Here is a 15453-nt window from a genome sequence, read left to right as displayed (position 1 = left end):
AGAGCAAAGGTGGGAGCTGGCTTGCCTGCGATGGCATCGCCTCGGTTTACTGATGTACCGAGGTGTCTGCATCGCAGGTAAGCCAGCTCCCACAAGGTTTTGTGTGGTGTCCGTTAGAACTGGTAGTTTTTCAACTCCCTGGCAATCACCATCCGCTGAATTTCGCTGGTGCCTTCGTAAATCTGCGTGATCCGCGCATCCCGGTAGTAACGCTCCACCGGATAATCCTCCAGATACCCATACCCACCATGGATCTGCATCGCCTTGGAGCAGACCCGCTCGGCCATTTCCGAGGCAAACAGCTTGGCCTGTGACGCTTCGGACAAGCACGGTTTACCGGCGGTGCGCAGGCGTGCCGCGTGGAGGATCAGCAAGCGCGCTGCGTTCAGCTGCGTTTGCATGTCGGCCAACAGGTTGGCCACGCTCTGGTGTTCGATGATTGCCTTGTCGAACTGCACCCGATCCCGGGCATAAGCCAGTGCTGCTTCAAAGGCGGCGCGGGCAATGCCCAGAGCCTGGGCGGCAATCCCGATGCGTCCACCTTCCAGGTTGGACAGGGCGATCGCCAGGCCCTTGCCGCGCTCACCCAGCAGGTTGGCTTCGGGCACGCTGCATTGGTTGAGCGTAACGGCACAGGTGTCCGAGGCACGGATGCCCATCTTGTGTTCGGTGCGGTCGACCACAAACCCCGGGGTGTCGGTAGGCACCAGAAACGCTGAAATACCCTTCTTGCCCAATTCCGGATCGGTCACCGCAAACACGATGGCCAACTTCGCACGCTTGCCGTTGCTGACAAATTGCTTGGCGCCGTTGATGACCCACTGGCCGTCCTTCAATTCGGCGCGGGTGCGCAGGTTGTGCGCTTCGGAGCCGGCCTGAGGTTCGGTCAGGCAGAAGCAGCCGATGGCCTGGCCGCTGGCGAGTTCGGCCAGCCAGGTGTGTTTTTGCTCGGCTGTGCCGTAGTTGAGGATAGGCCCGCAACCCACTGAATTATGGATACTCATCAAGGCGCCAGTGGCGCCGTCACCTGCAGAGATCTCCTCCACGGCCAGCGCGTAGGCCACATAGTCCACATAGGTGCCGCCCCATTCTTCCGGGACCACCATGCCGAGCAGGCCCAGCTCGCCCATCTTCGCCACCAGCGCGTCGTCGATCCAGCCGGCTTTTTCCCAGGCTTGGGCGTAAGGGGCGATTTCGCCACGGGCGAAGTCGCGCGCCATGTCGCGGATCATGATTTGTTCTTCTGTGTATTCAAGATCTTGCATGGCTTATTTCCCAATCTGCGCGAAGTCGCGGAAGAAGCTATCGACATGGCCGTCGTCCAGCGCATCGAGCGTGGGCGGGTTCCAGCGTGGGGCTTTATCCTTGTCGATGATCAGGGCGCGAACGCCTTCGATCAGATCGCCACGCTCGAACCATTGGCGGTCCAGGTGCAGCTCCAGAGCAAAGCACTGTTCCAGCGCAAGGTGCCGGCCACGACGCAGCATTTGCAAAGTCACGGCCATGGCCAAGGGCGAACGGGTCTGCATCAGGTGGGCGGTATTCAATGCCCATTCATGGGTGTCGGCGACGGTAACTGCCTGTAATTGCTCAACGATGCTCGGTACGTCCGGCAGCGCGAAGAAGTGATCAATAACCGGGCGCAGGGCCGCCAGCGGCGCATCGGGCAATTGCTGCACCGCCAGTTTGGCTAGCACACCTTGCAAATCCTTGAGGGGTGAATCGCTCCATTGCAGCTGGTCGAGTTTGTTGTCCAGGGCGGGGAGTTTGGCGCTGTCGATAGACCAGTCGGCCAGTCCGCAATACAGCGCATCGGCGGCACGTATCTGCACGCCGGTCACGCCAAGGTAGGTTCCCAGCTCACCGGGAATACGCGACAGAAAATAACTGCCACCTACATCGGGGAAGTAGCCGATAGCCACTTCCGGCATCGCCAGACGGCTGCGTTCAGTCACGACCCGAAGGTCCGCGCCTTGTACCAGGCCCATGCCGCCGCCGAGGACGAAGCCGTCCATCAATGCCACCACCGGTTTACGGTAATGGTGGATAGCCAGGTCGAGGGCATATTCTTCGACGAAGAAATCCTGGTGCAGGGTGTCGCCGTTCTTGAAGCTGTCGTACAGCGAACGGATGTCGCCGCCGGCGCAGAAGGCTTTTTCGCCGGCGCCGCGCAGCACCACTGCGTATACCTGCGGGTCATCGGCCCACGCCTGCAACTGCGCAGTCAGCTGGCGGACCATGTCGAGGGTGATGGCATTCAAGCCGGCGGGGCGATTGAGGGTGAGGTGGCCGATATGGTTACGCACTTCACTCAGTACTTGTTGCTGAATATCGGCGCGGCTTGCTTCGGATGAAACCTGAGCAGTCATCACTAACTCCCTGCTTTTATTGTTCTTTATCAAGATGTTCGCGGGCGAACCTTCTCGCGATCGTACCAGTGCAAATTTGCCCAGTACAACCTTCAATCATGCAGGTCGTTGTTGCATTTATGCAGCAGGGATCAAACCACGCGGTTGGCCAGGACCTCACCGATACTGCGCCGCCGTGCGTGTCCTTCCGCTGCGTGGATCAGCTGCTCCAGCTCGGTTGGCTCGACATCGTAAAACTGCTCCATTTCGGCCAGCGCCAGCTTGAGGTCGGCCGCTGTGATCGACGGATCGCTGACGGGCTGAACGCCGAGGACCACAGGTGCAGGCTCGGCCAACCCCTTGGGATACCGCGTGCGCGTGGCATTGTTGTAGACCAGCGCGCACCCCAGCAGAGCGCCGGCACCCAGCATAACAGGCGCCAGTTCGTACCAGCCCAGGGCGATGGACGCAGGGTCGGCCAGCACCAGCGTCATGGCCAGGCCACCGGCCGGTGGGTGCAAACAACGCAGCCAACAAATCAGGATTACCGTCATGCCTGCCGCCAGGCACGCGCTGCCCAGGGTTCGCCCCAGTACCCGTGCCACCAGCAAGGCAACGATACCGGCACACAGGTAACTGCCCATGATTGACCATGGCTGGGCCAGCGCTCCCGAGGACACCGCGAACAGCAACACGGCCGAAGCGCCAAGGGGCCCGAGCAAATGCAGGGCAACCTCCATGCCGAATACCTGGGCGCAAGCCCAGACACTGAGCAGGGTTCCCAAGGCCATGCCGATCCCGGCACGGCTCCATTCAGCGGGGCGGGTGTTGATTGAAGCGGGTAACCAGCGAGCGAGCATGTAAAGACGATCCATAAACGGCGGGCGAAAAAAAAGGCCTGCCTGGTTTCCCGGTGCAGCCCTTTGAACGTTCCAATATTTGGGGGAGGAACCTGCGCAGTTTGCCGAGGTTGACCCGATCGTACCAGTGCATATTAATGAGGGTTAAACGCAAAACTAATGCAGTTAAAAGGCATCGCCCAAGCTAATGGAGCCTGCCACAGTGGGCGCTGGTGGGCTGACTTTGCCCAACACCCGGTTATTGGCCTCTTCATTGAACAAGCGCTCATGCAGATCTTCGCGCAGCCTGGGGTCGTCTGCGAGCGGCCCCTTTAACGCCACCAGCGCGTCGCGCAATGCCATCAGCCGATCCAGTCTTGGTACAGGTACATTCAACAGTTCCTCTCGCACGGCATTGTCCTCTCGATGAAGTAAGCCATCGCGCGTGGGCAGCCTACAACGTCCTTGTAATTATGGCGTGCCTTGACCCAAGCGCTTTCGGGACAGCCCTGACGATCGGGTGGTAAATACTTAGTGCACGTGGCAGCGAGTCTACCGTCGGGTTCCAGGCACAGGAAGGGAAAGTGCACCAGCCATTACGCAAAGGAATGTAGGTGTTTTCTTGGTGCCTTTGATGAAAGACGCCCACCCATTAAAGAGTCGGCGCTCTTTCTTACAATGCCCCTGGAAAAGTGCTTATGGCACTGTGGTTTTTACCAGATGCAGCAATACGTAAGGGTTCTTGTCGAACTCGCCTGTCAGCGTGGGCGTAATTGAACGCAGGCGTGGATCGTCCAGCGCCTGGAAGTCGGCCTGGCTCATGACCAACCATGCCGGCGCCTGAATCGGCTTCAATTCGATGGGCAATTGGGTAAACAGCGGCACCTTGTCACAATCGAAGTTGACCATGAACTTGATGGCTTTCGCATCTTTACCCAGCGCGTGCAGCACCACGGGCGCTGGTTGCTGCAGGACTTGCGCCTTGACGGCGAGGCTGAACGTGCGGGTGTCGTATAACTGACGCTCCAGGGGTTCAACCACCAGGATGTAGGTTGTCCAAAGGGCCAGCACTGCGGCCAGGGCCGGGCCAAATGTACGCAGCCGCGACTTGAGCAGGGTCAGCAGCGCCAGGGTCTGAAGCAGGCCAAGTACGACGAAGATTACTTCGAGGTTGGCCAGCGGTTGCGGATAACGCCGCCGTGCCATCAGCAGGCCAATCACCAACAGCGTCGGCAATAGTGTCCAGACGCCCAGCGTCAGGCCGCGCAGCCAGGCAAACAGTCGCCCCTGTGTCGCCTGGAACGGGTACGCGGCGATGATCGCGGCCATCGGCAACATCGGCAGGATATAGCGCGCTTTTTTCGCCTGGGGTACCGACAGGCCTACCATCACCAGCACACCCGCCGCTGCGCAATACAGCACCAGCTTCAACGCGGGCTCCGGCGCACGCCGCCCGCCGATCATGATCGCCACCAGCACCAGGACTGCCAGCGGATAAGCCAGGGCGTAGTTGCCCAGGGAACTGGTGAAGTAATACAGCACACCGCCGGAGCCTTCGCTGCCATCCATGCGCCCCAGAAACTGCATACGAATCACGTCATGCATGAAGTCTTCGCCGCCGCTGAGCTTGGCCAGCAGCAGCAACAGGCCGACGCACGCCGCCAGCAGCGCCAACGCCAGCAGGCCGAAGCTGAACAAACGACGCCACTGCTGGTTGATCAGGTAATAGCTGCACAACACGCCAGTGGGAATCACCAAACCAATCGGCCCACGCAGGGCAAACCCGAGCAGCAGCAACACAAACACCCAATGCAAGCGCTTGGCAGCAGCGAAGTGATCATGGGCATAGCCCAGGTAAAACACCGCCAGGGTCACGGCGGCGAGCATCTGGTCCAGGGAGACCGCGCGGGTTTCGCTGACGAAGGTGCTGCTGAGCAGCAACATTGCCACGCTCAACATCCCCCAGCGCAGGGAGTAGGGCGCAGTCAGGCGATAAACCAGCATGACGATCAGTGCTGAGGCGACAGCACTGGGCAGCCATGCCGTCAGGCTGGTGACCTGGCCCAGAGGCAATGACAGCAGCCAGGTCAGCAGCGTTGAAGTGGCCAGGTAGTCGGCATACGGTTGGCCGTAGGTCGTGGGGAAAAAACCTGGCCCGTGGCGCAGCATTTCCTGGGCGAACATCACGAAGCGCGAATCAAAACCGATAATTGCCTGGTGCCAGTTGCCGGCGATAAACAGCACCAGCGCCAACAGCCCGAGCCCCAGCGACTGGCGGCGGATCGTGGCGCTCTGCATGGATGGGAAAGCCTTGTTCACCTAGCCGACATCCCTGACCTGTTCAACCCAGTTTTGCTGGGGGATCGGCAACTCGCAGGAATCACCACGGCCAATGGGAAAATACTTGAAGCCTTTGCGCGTCAAGCGTTCGCCGTCATACAGGTTGCGGCCGTCGAAGATCACCGGGGTTTTCAAGCGCTGGTGAATCAGGTCGAAGTCCGGTGCCTTGAACTGCTGCCATTCGGTGCACACGATCAGCGCATCGGCGCCGCCCAGGGTGGACTCCGGAGTCCCCATCAACATCAGGCGCGGGTCGTCGCCATAGATCCGCTGGGTTTCCTGCATGGCTTCCGGGTCGAAGGCGCGCACATTGGCACCGGCGGCCCACAGGGCTTCCATCAGCACGCGGCTGGGAGCGTCGCGCATGTCATCGGTGTTGGGTTTGAAGGCCAGGCCCCACAGCGCGAAGGTCTTGCCCTTGAGATTGCCCTTGAAGAACGCATTGATGCGCTCGAACAGCTTGCTCTTCTGGCGCTGGTTGATGGCTTCCACTGCTTCGAGCAGGTCGCTGGAGCAGTTGGCTTGCTTGGCGCTATGGATCAAGGCACGCATGTCTTTGGGGAAGCACGAACCGCCGTAACCACAACCTGGGTAGATGAAGTGGTAGCCGATTCGCGAATCGGCACCAATGCCCAGGCGCACCGATTCAATATCGGCGCCCAGGTGTTCGGCCAGCTCGGCGATCTGGTTGATGAAGCTGATCTTGGTGGCCAACATGCAGTTGGCGGCGTACTTGGTCAGTTCGGCGCTGCGCAGGTCCATGAAGATGATGCGGTCATGGTTGCGGTTGAACGGCGCGTACAGGTCGCGCATGACCTCACGCACTTCCTCGCGCTCACAGCCAATGATGATGCGGTCCGGGCGGCGGCAGTCGGCAACGGCCGAGCCTTCCTTGAGGAATTCCGGGTTGGAGACGATATCGAACTCCAGCTGACGGCCAGCGATATGCAGGTTCTTTTCGATATGGGCGCGCAAGGTGTCGCCAGTGCCGACGGGCACGGTGGACTTCTCCACCAGGATTACCGGCTCCACGCGGTGGCGGGACACGGCGTCACCCACCGAGAGCACGTATTTGAGGTCGGCAGAACCGTCTTCATCCGACGGCGTTCCCACGGCAATGAACAGCACTTCACCGTGCTCGACGGCGAGTTTTTCGTCATAGGTAAAACGCAGGCGACCGCTTTCCAGGTTGTCCTTGACCATCGCGGCCAGGCCCGGCTCGAAGATGGTCACGTGCCCTTTCTGGAGCGACTCGACCTTGCTTTTGTCAACGTCCATGCAAATGACATCGTGACCGACTTCGGCTAATACAGTGGCCTGTACCAGACCAACGTAACCACTACCAAATACGCTGATTTTCATGGGGTATTCCTGGGACTTGAGGTGCAAGCACGACGAGAGTTGATAACCAGTACGCCGAGGATGACCAAGGCCACCCCCAGGGTTTTTGAAAGCGAGAAAGCTTCGTTGAACACCGGCAGGCTGGCGGCCAGCAGGTAGACCAGTGCGTAGCTGATGCTGAGCAACGAGTAGGCTCGGCCCAGTGGCAGATGCTTGAGCGCGCCAAGCCAGCAGAGCATCGACAGCGCGTAGGCAATGATCGCCAGGATCACCACGCCCAGGGCGCCAGGGTCGATGCTGTTGCTGTTAAAGGCAGCCAGCCACTCGGTGGGCAGGGGCAGGCGCGTCATGCTCCAGCGCATGCCCAGTTGGGCGCCACTCACCAGGCCGACACTGCCCAGGGCCAGGGCGAAACCCTGTGTGCGGCTCATACCTGGCGCCCCAGCAAGACGACGCCGGCAATCACCAGCCCCACACCCAGCCAGTGACGGCCATCGATGGGTTCGTGAAATACAAAGCGCGCCATCAGTGTGACCAGCACAAAATTCAGGCTGAGCATGGGGTAGGCAACCCCCACTTCCAGGCGCTGCACTACCAGCAGCCACACCAACAGGCCCAGACCCAGGCACACCAGCGCTGACCATAACCACGGCGAGCGCAGCCTCAATGCCCAGCCTTCGGGCATGTTCCGCCAGCTTTCCACGGCGAACTTTTGCGAGACCTGGCCCATGCAGGTAAGCAAGCAGGCGCTGAGCAACAGCAGCAGGGTGATCATGGCGCGACCTGCGGGAAAATCAGAATCACGATCTTGCCCTGGGCATAACGCTTGCCATCGGTTGGCAGCAGCGCAAGCTCTTCCTTTTCACCTTGGCTGTTCAGGCGCATAACCACGCCGACGGCGCCGGTGCGGCGGGTTTGTGCCATCCACGCCTGGATAGAGTTAGGGTCGACCAATCGATGGGCCGTATCGGCGTAAGCCAGCCCGTACTTGACCTCGCCAGAGGTGTTGTAAAGCGTGATATCCGGGCGTTTGAGACGCCATGACAGCGCAGAAGCGGCGCCCAGATCATTACTCAGCAGGGCGACAGAGGGCTGCAACTCGTCAATGTGATCGATGATGAATTGGTCCGGGGTCTTGTTATAAACCACCGAATGGGGCAGCGCTGCAGGCACCAATAACACCAATAACCCGCTGCCAATCAGCGGCGCGGCCCACAACGTCAAGGGCCGTGCCGCTTGCAACAGATTGACCACGATCCAGCCGAACAGGAAGGTGAACACCAGCACCAGACTGAAGGTTTCCTCACCCGGCTCGTACACCGGTTTCTTCAACTGGAACCAGCTGAGGGCCAGCAATGCCAGCACCCCGATTGCGAGGTTCAGCCAGCCATTAATGCGCAGGACGCGAGCATGGCCCTGCTTGAGCTTGTCGCTCAAGGTCGAGCCCATCAGCAACGCCAGGGGCAACATGCACGGCATGATGTAGGAGGGCAACTTGCCCTTGGCCAGGCTGAAAAACGCCAGCGGCATCAACAGCCACAGCAGCAGAAAGGCGGTTTTCGGCGCGCGCTTTTGCAGCCACGCCTGCTTGAACGTGGACGGCAGCAGGGCCACCCAAGGAAGCGCGAACGCGACCAGCAGCGGCAGGTAATACCAGAAAGGTTCGGCGTGCTGGGCGTCTTCTCCGGCAAAGCGTTGAATATGCTCGTGCCAAAAAAAGAAATGCCAGTAATCCGGTTCTTGCAGGTGTACAGCCAAAGCCCAGGGGAGGCTGACAGCAATTGCGACCACCACGGCCACGCCACCAAACGTGAACAACTCACCCAGGCGTTTTTGCCAGAGGGCGTAGGGCAGGGCGATCAACACCGGCAGCAACCAGGCCAGGAAACCCTTGGTCATGAAGCCCATGCCGCAGGCGAAACCCAACAGCGTCCATGACCACAAGCGGCCGCGCCGTGTGCTGCTGTCGAAGCAGAACCACAACGCCACACCGGTCAGGTTGACCCAGAAAGTGAACTGCGGGTCCAGGTTGGAATAACCACCCAGGGCAGCCACGCTGAGGAAACTCATGTACAGCAGGGTGCTGACCAGGCTTTTGTGCGGGTCATTCCACAATCGGCGGGATACCAGGTAAACCAGCACAATGCTCAGGGCGCTGCTCAACGCCGAGGCAAAGCGCACGCCGAACAGGTTCTGGCCGAAAATCGCCTGGCCCAGCGCGATCATCCAGTAGCCCGCAGCGGGTTTTTCGAAGTAACGAATGCCCATGAAGTGCGGCGAGGCCCATTTGCCGGTCAGCAGCATTTCCTGGCTGATCTGCGCGTAGCGGGTTTCATCAGGAATCCACAAACCATGGGTGGCCAGCGGCAGCAGGTAAAACGCGGCAAACGCCAGCAGGAGCAGGGGCAAGGCCCAGCGACGAATCATGCCTGCTGTACTCCCAGCCAACCCTCGCGACCGCTCAATGCGCCGCGCACCAGTTTTTGCTGGGGAAGGGTGGTTACATCTGCCGGCAGAAGATCACCCAAGGGTTTGAAATCAATGCCGCGCTGCCCTGCCTGGGCGAGCAACTGGCGAAAATCATTGGCCATCAGAATCCCTTCGACTTCTGCGTGGATGGTGTAGACGTTCAGCTTCGACGCGCTGAACCGGTCCAGGATGAAGCGGTTGAAATCGTTGGCAGCCACTACCGGCCCGACGACTTCGTCGAAGGTCGGCAGGTCTACCGGAATTTGTGGGGTGCCCGCGCTGCCATCGGCCAGCGTCGGTCGGAACAGGCTGGTACCCCGGCAATCACTGTTGTAGCGAAAGTTGAAGCCTTGCTTGGCTTGCACTACACGCTCATCGGCGCGCCATCCGGCGGCCGCTGAACAGTCCACGCGCTCACCCAGGATGTCGCTCAAGGTCTGCACACCACGCCGAATCTGCTCGACCAGCTGTGCCTCGCTCCAACGCCCGGTGTTGGCCTGCCAACCATGGTGATCCCAGGCGTGCAGGCCGACTTCATGCCCGGCGGCCTTGGCCTGGCGCATCAGATGCCCCAGGTCGCGGCCAATCGGTTTGCCCGGCCAGGCGGTGCCGGCCAGCAAAATATCCCAGCCATACAGACCGGCAGCGTTGGAGCGCAGCATCTTCCACAGGAACTGCGGGCGGATCAGGCGCCACAGATGGCGCCCCATGTTGTCCGGCCCGACACTGAAGAAGAACGTCGCCTTCACCCCGGCTTCATCCAGGGATTCGAGCAGCCGCGGCACACCTTCACGGGTGCCACGGTAGGTGTCGACGTCGATGCGAAGACCTGCCTGCATTACTTTTTATCCGCAATTTCAAGCATGGCTTCACGCAGGAAGAAATCCAGGGTGTTGCCGATGGTTTCGCTCATCTGCACGCTCGGCTCCCAGTTCAGCAGGCGCTTGGCGTTTTCGATGCTTGGCTTGCGGTGGGCCACGTCCTGGTAACCGGTACCGTAGAAGGCCTTGCTTTCTACGTCGCGGAAACCTGCGAACGGTGGGAAGTTGTGGCGCAGCGGGTGAGCCTCGAACTGACGCAGCAGCTCTTCGCCCAACTGACGGATGCTTGCTTCGTTTTCCGGGTTGCCGATGTTGATGATCTGGCCGTTGCAGACATCGTTGTCGTTATCAATGATGCGCGCCAGGGCTTCGATGCCGTCGGCAATGTCGGTGAAGCAACGCTTTTGTTCACCACCGTCAAACAGGCGGATCGGCGTACCTTCCACCAGGTTGAGGATCAATTGGGTAATGGCGCGGGAGCTGCCGATACGTGCCGAGTCCAGGCGGTCCAGGCGCGGGCCCATCCAGTTGAACGGACGGAACAGGGTGAAATTCAGGCCCTTGTCGCCGTAGGCCCAGATTACGCGGTCGAGCAACTGCTTGGACACCGAGTAGATCCAGCGCTGCTTGTTGACCGGGCCGACCACCAGGTTGGAGGTGTCTTCGTCGAAGTACTGGTCCTGGCACATGCCATAGACTTCGGAGGTCGAGGGGAAGATCACGCGTTTGTTGTACTTGACGCAGTAGCGCACCAGCTTGAGGTTTTCTTCGAAGTCCAGCTCGAATACCCGCAGCGGGTTGCGGGTGTACTCGATTGGCGTGGCGATCGCTACCAATGGCAGGACCACGTCGCATTTCTTGATGTGGTACTCGATCCACTCCGAGTGAATGCTGATATCGCCTTCGACGTAATGGAAGTTGGGGTGGCTGCGCAGGCGCTCGATGGCGTCGGAGCCAATATCCAGGCCGTAGATTTCGTAGCGGTCGTCACGCAACAGGCGCTCGGACAGGTGATTGCCGATAAAGCCATTCACACCCAGGATCAGCACGCGGGTACGGCGTGGCTTGCGGCCAGACTCGGCGCCGCGCAGTACCGAGCCATCCACCAGGCCCAGTTCATCGGCTAAAGCCGGGCCGGCCAGGTACAGGCCGTTTTCGTTACGCTGGCCAAACTTGATCACCAGGGAATCTTCACCGCAGGCAATACGCAGCGGGTTGACGCTGATTACGCGACCTGGCGCCAAACCTTCATTGCTCTTGAGCACTTCGGCTTGCCATACGATGAGCTTATGCTCGCCGACGGCGCAGAAGGCGCCCGGGTAAGGCTGAGTGACGGCGCGAACCAGGTTGAACAGCTGCTCGGCGGGCCGCTTCCAGTCCAGCTTGCCATCGGCGGCGGTGCGGCGGCCGAAGTAAGTGGCCCGGCTTTCGTCCTGAGCGGTTTCAGTCAGCTTGCCCTGGGCCAGCTGTGGCAGCGCATCGCGCAGCAGGGTTGCGGCGGCATCCCGCAGTTTGGCGTGCAGGCTCAGGCCGGTATCGGTGCGGTCGATGCTGACTTTCTGCTGGGCGAGGATGGCGCCGGCATCGGCACGCTTGACCATGCGGTGCAGGGTCACGCCGGTTTCGGTTTCGCCATTGACCAGCACCCAGTTGGCCGGGGCGCGACCGCGGTATTTGGGCAGCAACGAACCGTGCAGGTTGAACGCACCTTTGCGGGCGGTGGCCAGCAGCGGTTCGCTCAGCAGGTTGCGGTAGTAGAAGGAGAAGATGTACTCCGGGTTCAGCTTGGCGATGCGCTCGATCCACAGCGGGTGGTTGGCGTCTTCCGGGGCGTGTACCGGGATGCCATTGCGTGCGCAGAGCTGGGCGACGGAGCCGTAGAAATTGTTTTCCTTGGGGTCATCGGCATGGGTGAATACCGCAGCAATTTCGTAACCCGCGTCGAGCAAGGCTTCAATGCCTGCACAGCCGATATCGTGGTAAGCGAAGACAACAGCTTTTGAACTCATGACTGAACCTGATCGGAAGGAGAAGTAGAAGTATGGGAAGACACCAGGCCGTCAACGACGACGACTGGAGTCGGTGCTGCCGGCTGGTTGCGCAGCACTTTTTCAATAAAGAAGCGTGGGCGGGCGCGTACATCGCTGTACATGCGGCCCAGGTATTCGCCCAACAGGCCCATGCCGATGAATTGGCCGCCGGTAAATACGAACAGCACCGCGAACAGCACAAACAGACCGTCGCCCGCCCAATCGGCGCCGAAGGCCAGGCGCATGACGATCAGAGCAAAAGCGAACAGCACGCCCAGGGCCGCCAGACTGAAACCAACGATGGACAGCAGGCGCAAGGGCGTGGTGGTCATGCAGGTCAGCAGGTCGAACATCAGGCTGATCAGGCGCATGGCGCTGTATTTGGACTCGCCGTGCTCACGCTCGGCGTGGTGCACGAGGATTTCGGTTGTGTGGCGGGCAAAGCCGTTGGCCAGAATCGGGATAAAGGTGCTGCGTTCCCGGCAGGCGAGCATGGCATCAACGATGGTGCGGCGGTAGGCACGCAACATGCAGCCGTAGTCGGTCATGGCCACGCCGGTGGAGCGCTGCACGGCCAGGTTGATCAAACGCGACGGCCAGCGGCGGAACGCCGAGTCCTGGCGGTTGTTACGCACGGTGGCGACTACGTCGTAGCCCAGGGCAGCTTGCTCCACCAGGCGCGGAATCTCTTCCGGCGGGTTCTGCAGGTCGGCATCGAGGGTAATGACGACTTCGCCACGGCACTGTTCGAAGCCGGCCATGATCGCGGCGTGCTGGCCGTAGTTACGGTTGAGGATCACCGCGACGACATGGCTGCCTTCTTCAGCAGCGGCGTCTTCGAGCAGTTGGGCTGAATTGTCGCGGCTACCGTCATCCACCAGGATGATTTCGTATTCGTAGGCCAGTTGCTTGCAGGCTGCCGTGGTACGACGCAGCAGCTCAGGCAGGCTCTCTTGTTCGTTGTAGACCGGGATAACGATCGACACGCAATGAATAGGGTAGGGTTTCAAAGATTCATGACCTCGGGCTAAAGCAACTTCAAGCGTGAAAACAGCAGCAATTATTGGACGAAACTACAGGCCGCAGATTACAAAACGGCGCTAAAGTTGACGCGTTTTCAATAGGTTAGTCGATAATCCACGGATTGCTCTGAAGAACTGCTGACAAGGTTAAGCGCAAATGTGTGCAACGAATATGAAAGGCGGATGAAAAACTCGTTTATTTGACAGGCAGACAGCTAGGGTTCAGCTAAGTAATCAAGGCGTTACATGTGCAGACCAGACGGGCAAATGGGAACGCGATGCGTGCTGTTTGGTTCAATCCGGGCGCGCTCGCTGGGCCGATGCCTGTGATTGAACAAACTTCTCTGCAATGGCGCCCAAGTGCCGGTAAAGTAAGCCATCTCTTGCCAGGGTTATCGGATGAATAGCGTGCAGCTTTTGCGCAGCCAGTTGCGGCCTGCGCTGATGGGATTATTGATGACGATGGCCTGTGTCACTTGTGTGCATGCCGATGATGCCGTCGCGTTGACCCATATCGATCAGGTGCCGGAAGGTGTGGAAGTGCCGGGCAAGCAAGTCGCCGCCTATACGTGGGATGACCGTCAGGGCAAGAACCTGCTGGTACTCGCCGAGCAGGTCAGCGAGCGGGAGGACGATGGCACCCAGTCGGCGTTTGTCTACGCAGCGCAGTATCTGCTGACGGGCGATCATCCCAAGCGTGTGTGGATGCTGCACGACGACGTGCAACACTGCGAGTTCGACGCCAGCCTGCGCTTTGATCAGTCGGCCACCAAAGTCACCGACCTGCTGCGCGACGGCAATAGCCAGGTCACGGTCGGTTATTCGCGCACCTGTACCAGCGACGTGAGCCCCAATGAGTTCAAGCTGATCATGCGTGTCGGCAAATCCGGCAAGTATCGCCTGCGTGGTCTCGACCGCGTCGGCGCCAGTTGGTGGGACGAAGATGCCGGTGCCCTGCGCGGCATGCCGTTGCCCACCGATTGCAGCGTCGAGGCCCAGCAGAAGTTGGTCAGCCAGTACAAGGAGCAGGGCACTGAGTTGCCACTGCCGGGCTGCTATGGCGACGAGAAGGACTTTGCCAAGGCCCCGGGCGACTACCTCGTCTTCATGCGCCGGCATTGGTTCGCGCTGATGCAGAAACAGGATGCCGACTGGAGCCAATCCCTGGCCCAACCCCAGGAAGCCGCGGAGGACGTCGAATCGGCGCCGTGATTTTGTACCATGGCCGCTACTGGGTTAGACTCAGCCTTCGCCAACCCACTAAATACATCGATTAATCAATGAGTTGATCGATGTATTTAATCCAAAGGCTGATCCCTTGACCGAGACTATCCGCAACCCGCTGACCCTCTACCTCACTCGCTTGGCCCCCTCCAGCCAACTGACCATGCGCTACGTGCTGCAGGATGCCGCCGACCGCCTGGGCTTCGAAGACCTCAACCTCGAAGACATTGACTGGCACCTGCTGCAACCCGACCACGTCATTGCACTGGTGGCTGCCTTGCGCGAGGACGGCTACGCGCCGAATACCTCATCGCTGTATGTGAATGCGGTACGAGGGGTGATGAATGAAGCGTGGCGCATGAGCTTGATCAGCCAGGATCACCTGTTGAAGATGCGCTCGGTGAAGGCCGCAGCCGGCACGCGTCTGGGGCAGGGCCGTAATCTGCGTCGTACACTGATCCGCGAGATGCTCGATGTGTGCGCCGCCGACCCTCGACCCCAGGGGCTGCGGGATGCGGCAGTGATCGGCTTGTTGTATGGCTCCGGGATGCGCAAGTCGGAATCGGTCAACCTGGACCTGGCGCAGATCAACTTTGACGAACGCAGCTTGCGGGTGATCGGCAAGGGCAACAAGGAGCTGATCAAATACGCGCCGGACTGGGCGTTCGTCAAGCTGCGGGCGTGGCTTGAGTTTCGTCGCGAACAACTCAAGGAAGGCGAGCAGGACGACACGTTTTTGTTCAACCGTATCCGCCGCGGCAGCCACATCACCCGCGAACGCATTACCAAACATGCGATTTATTACATTGCTCGGCAGCGCGGCGATCAGGTGGGTGTGAAGATCATGCCCCATGATTTTCGCCGTTCATTCATCACCCGGGTGATCGAAGAACATGATTTGTCGATCGCCCAGAAACTGGCGCATCACACCAATATCCAGACCACCGCCAGCTATGACGTACGCGACGACAATGAGCGGCGGCGGGCGGTGGACCGCTTTGATCTGTAGCTGTAGGCGA

At 60.0% G+C, this 15453-nt stretch carries 14 protein-coding genes; 2 read left to right on the top strand and 12 right to left on the bottom strand.

The genetic code is table 11. The annotated features are described in order from the left end of the window. Nucleotides 1-113 precede the first annotated feature (113 nt). The 12 genes from JFT63_RS11530 to arnC all read right to left on the bottom strand — a co-directional run bounded on the left by JFT63_RS11530 (nucleotide 114) and on the right by arnC (nucleotide 13198). Complete coding sequence (locus JFT63_RS11530) at nucleotides 114-1265, bottom strand: acyl-CoA dehydrogenase family protein (protein WP_198843980.1); 1152 nt, start codon at nucleotides 1263-1265, stop codon at nucleotides 114-116. Between the two features lie 3 nt (nucleotides 1266-1268). Then, a complete protein-coding gene (locus JFT63_RS11525; RefSeq protein ID WP_057703047.1) occupies nucleotides 1269-2369 on the bottom strand; it encodes an enoyl-CoA hydratase/isomerase family protein in 1101 nt (366 codons plus the stop codon). A gap of 131 nt (nucleotides 2370-2500) precedes the next feature. Beyond that, complete coding sequence (locus tag JFT63_RS11520; protein ID WP_057703046.1) at nucleotides 2501-3208, bottom strand: HPP family protein; 708 nt, start codon at nucleotides 3206-3208, stop codon at nucleotides 2501-2503. Between the two features lie 165 nt (nucleotides 3209-3373). Next, the gene (locus JFT63_RS11515) at nucleotides 3374-3562 is read right to left on the bottom strand and encodes a type VI secretion system contractile sheath small subunit (RefSeq protein ID WP_269812657.1); all 189 of its coding nucleotides are present in this window, start codon (nucleotides 3560-3562) and stop codon (nucleotides 3374-3376) included. 321 nt (nucleotides 3563-3883) lie between these two features. Then, nucleotides 3884-5506, bottom strand: a complete 1623-nt coding sequence (locus JFT63_RS11510) for an ArnT family glycosyltransferase (RefSeq protein WP_198843979.1) — start codon at nucleotides 5504-5506, stop codon at nucleotides 3884-3886. Then, complete coding sequence (locus JFT63_RS11505; protein WP_198843978.1) at nucleotides 5507-6889, bottom strand: UDP-glucose dehydrogenase family protein; 1383 nt, start codon at nucleotides 6887-6889, stop codon at nucleotides 5507-5509. Further along, nucleotides 6886-7299, bottom strand: a complete 414-nt coding sequence (arnF, locus tag JFT63_RS11500) for a 4-amino-4-deoxy-L-arabinose-phosphoundecaprenol flippase subunit ArnF (RefSeq protein ID WP_057703043.1) — start codon at nucleotides 7297-7299, stop codon at nucleotides 6886-6888. The genes JFT63_RS11505 and arnF overlap by 4 nt, the downstream gene beginning before the upstream one ends. Then, nucleotides 7296-7643, bottom strand: coding sequence for a 4-amino-4-deoxy-L-arabinose-phosphoundecaprenol flippase subunit ArnE (arnE, locus tag JFT63_RS11495; RefSeq protein WP_186559980.1), 348 nt, complete (start codon nucleotides 7641-7643; stop codon nucleotides 7296-7298). Before arnE ends, arnF begins: the two co-directional genes overlap by 4 nt. Further along, nucleotides 7640-9295: a lipid IV(A) 4-amino-4-deoxy-L-arabinosyltransferase gene (arnT, locus tag JFT63_RS11490; RefSeq protein WP_186559978.1), complete on the bottom strand. Its 1656-nt coding sequence runs from the start codon at nucleotides 9293-9295 to the stop codon at nucleotides 7640-7642. Before arnT ends, arnE begins: the two co-directional genes overlap by 4 nt. Then, nucleotides 9292-10176 (bottom strand): 4-deoxy-4-formamido-L-arabinose-phosphoundecaprenol deformylase, encoded by an 885-nt coding sequence (gene arnD / locus JFT63_RS11485; RefSeq protein WP_057703040.1) that lies wholly within the window; start codon nucleotides 10174-10176, stop codon nucleotides 9292-9294. The genes arnT and arnD overlap by 4 nt, the downstream gene beginning before the upstream one ends. Continuing rightward, on the bottom strand, nucleotides 10176-12167 hold the full coding sequence (gene arnA, locus JFT63_RS11480; protein ID WP_198843977.1) for a bifunctional UDP-4-amino-4-deoxy-L-arabinose formyltransferase/UDP-glucuronic acid oxidase ArnA: 1992 nt from the start codon (nucleotides 12165-12167) through the stop codon (nucleotides 10176-10178). Before arnA ends, arnD begins: the two co-directional genes overlap by 1 nt. Beyond that, entirely contained in the window at nucleotides 12164-13198 is a 1035-nt protein-coding gene (gene arnC, locus JFT63_RS11475) for an undecaprenyl-phosphate 4-deoxy-4-formamido-L-arabinose transferase (RefSeq protein WP_005788328.1), read from the bottom strand. The genes arnA and arnC overlap by 4 nt, the downstream gene beginning before the upstream one ends. A 411-nt stretch (nucleotides 13199-13609) precedes the next feature. Between arnC and JFT63_RS11470 the strand changes: the two genes are divergently transcribed. Together JFT63_RS11470 and JFT63_RS11465 are read left to right on the top strand one after the other, a co-directional pair. Continuing rightward, nucleotides 13610-14422, top strand: a complete 813-nt coding sequence (locus JFT63_RS11470; protein WP_198843976.1) for a M949_RS01915 family surface polysaccharide biosynthesis protein — start codon at nucleotides 13610-13612, stop codon at nucleotides 14420-14422. A gap of 106 nt (nucleotides 14423-14528) precedes the next feature. Beyond that, nucleotides 14529-15443, top strand: coding sequence for a site-specific integrase (locus JFT63_RS11465; RefSeq protein ID WP_186559969.1), 915 nt, complete (start codon nucleotides 14529-14531; stop codon nucleotides 15441-15443). Nucleotides 15444-15453: the final 10 nt, after the last annotated feature.

Source organism: Pseudomonas sp. MF7453, assembly GCF_016405455.1.
Taxonomy (GTDB): domain Bacteria; phylum Pseudomonadota; class Gammaproteobacteria; order Pseudomonadales; family Pseudomonadaceae; genus Aquipseudomonas; species Aquipseudomonas paralactis.
This window is presented reverse-complemented; position numbering and strand designations above follow the sequence as displayed.

What these genes read in the sequence shown, in the direction of transcription:
- arnA (WP_198843977.1), bottom strand. Translation starts at nt 12,167, where the DNA reads ATGAGTTCAAAAGCTGTTGTCTTCGCTTACCACGATATCGGCTGTGCA.
- JFT63_RS11530 (WP_198843980.1), bottom strand. Translation starts at nt 1,265, where the DNA reads ATGCAAGATCTTGAATACACAGAAGAACAAATCATGATCCGCGACATG.
- JFT63_RS11520 (WP_057703046.1), bottom strand. Translation starts at nt 3,208, where the DNA reads ATGCTCGCTCGCTGGTTACCCGCTTCAATCAACACCCGCCCCGCTGAA.
- JFT63_RS11505 (WP_198843978.1), bottom strand. Translation starts at nt 6,889, where the DNA reads ATGAAAATCAGCGTATTTGGTAGTGGTTACGTTGGTCTGGTACAGGCC.
- JFT63_RS11470 (WP_198843976.1), top strand. Translation starts at nt 13,610, where the DNA reads ATGAATAGCGTGCAGCTTTTGCGCAGCCAGTTGCGGCCTGCGCTGATG.
- JFT63_RS11525 (WP_057703047.1), bottom strand. Translation starts at nt 2,369, where the DNA reads ATGACTGCTCAGGTTTCATCCGAAGCAAGCCGCGCCGATATTCAGCAA.
- arnF (WP_057703043.1), bottom strand. Translation starts at nt 7,299, where the DNA reads ATGAGCCGCACACAGGGTTTCGCCCTGGCCCTGGGCAGTGTCGGCCTG.
- arnT (WP_186559978.1), bottom strand. Translation starts at nt 9,295, where the DNA reads ATGATTCGTCGCTGGGCCTTGCCCCTGCTCCTGCTGGCGTTTGCCGCG.
- arnE (WP_186559980.1), bottom strand. Translation starts at nt 7,643, where the DNA reads ATGATCACCCTGCTGCTGTTGCTCAGCGCCTGCTTGCTTACCTGCATG.
- arnD (WP_057703040.1), bottom strand. Translation starts at nt 10,176, where the DNA reads ATGCAGGCAGGTCTTCGCATCGACGTCGACACCTACCGTGGCACCCGT.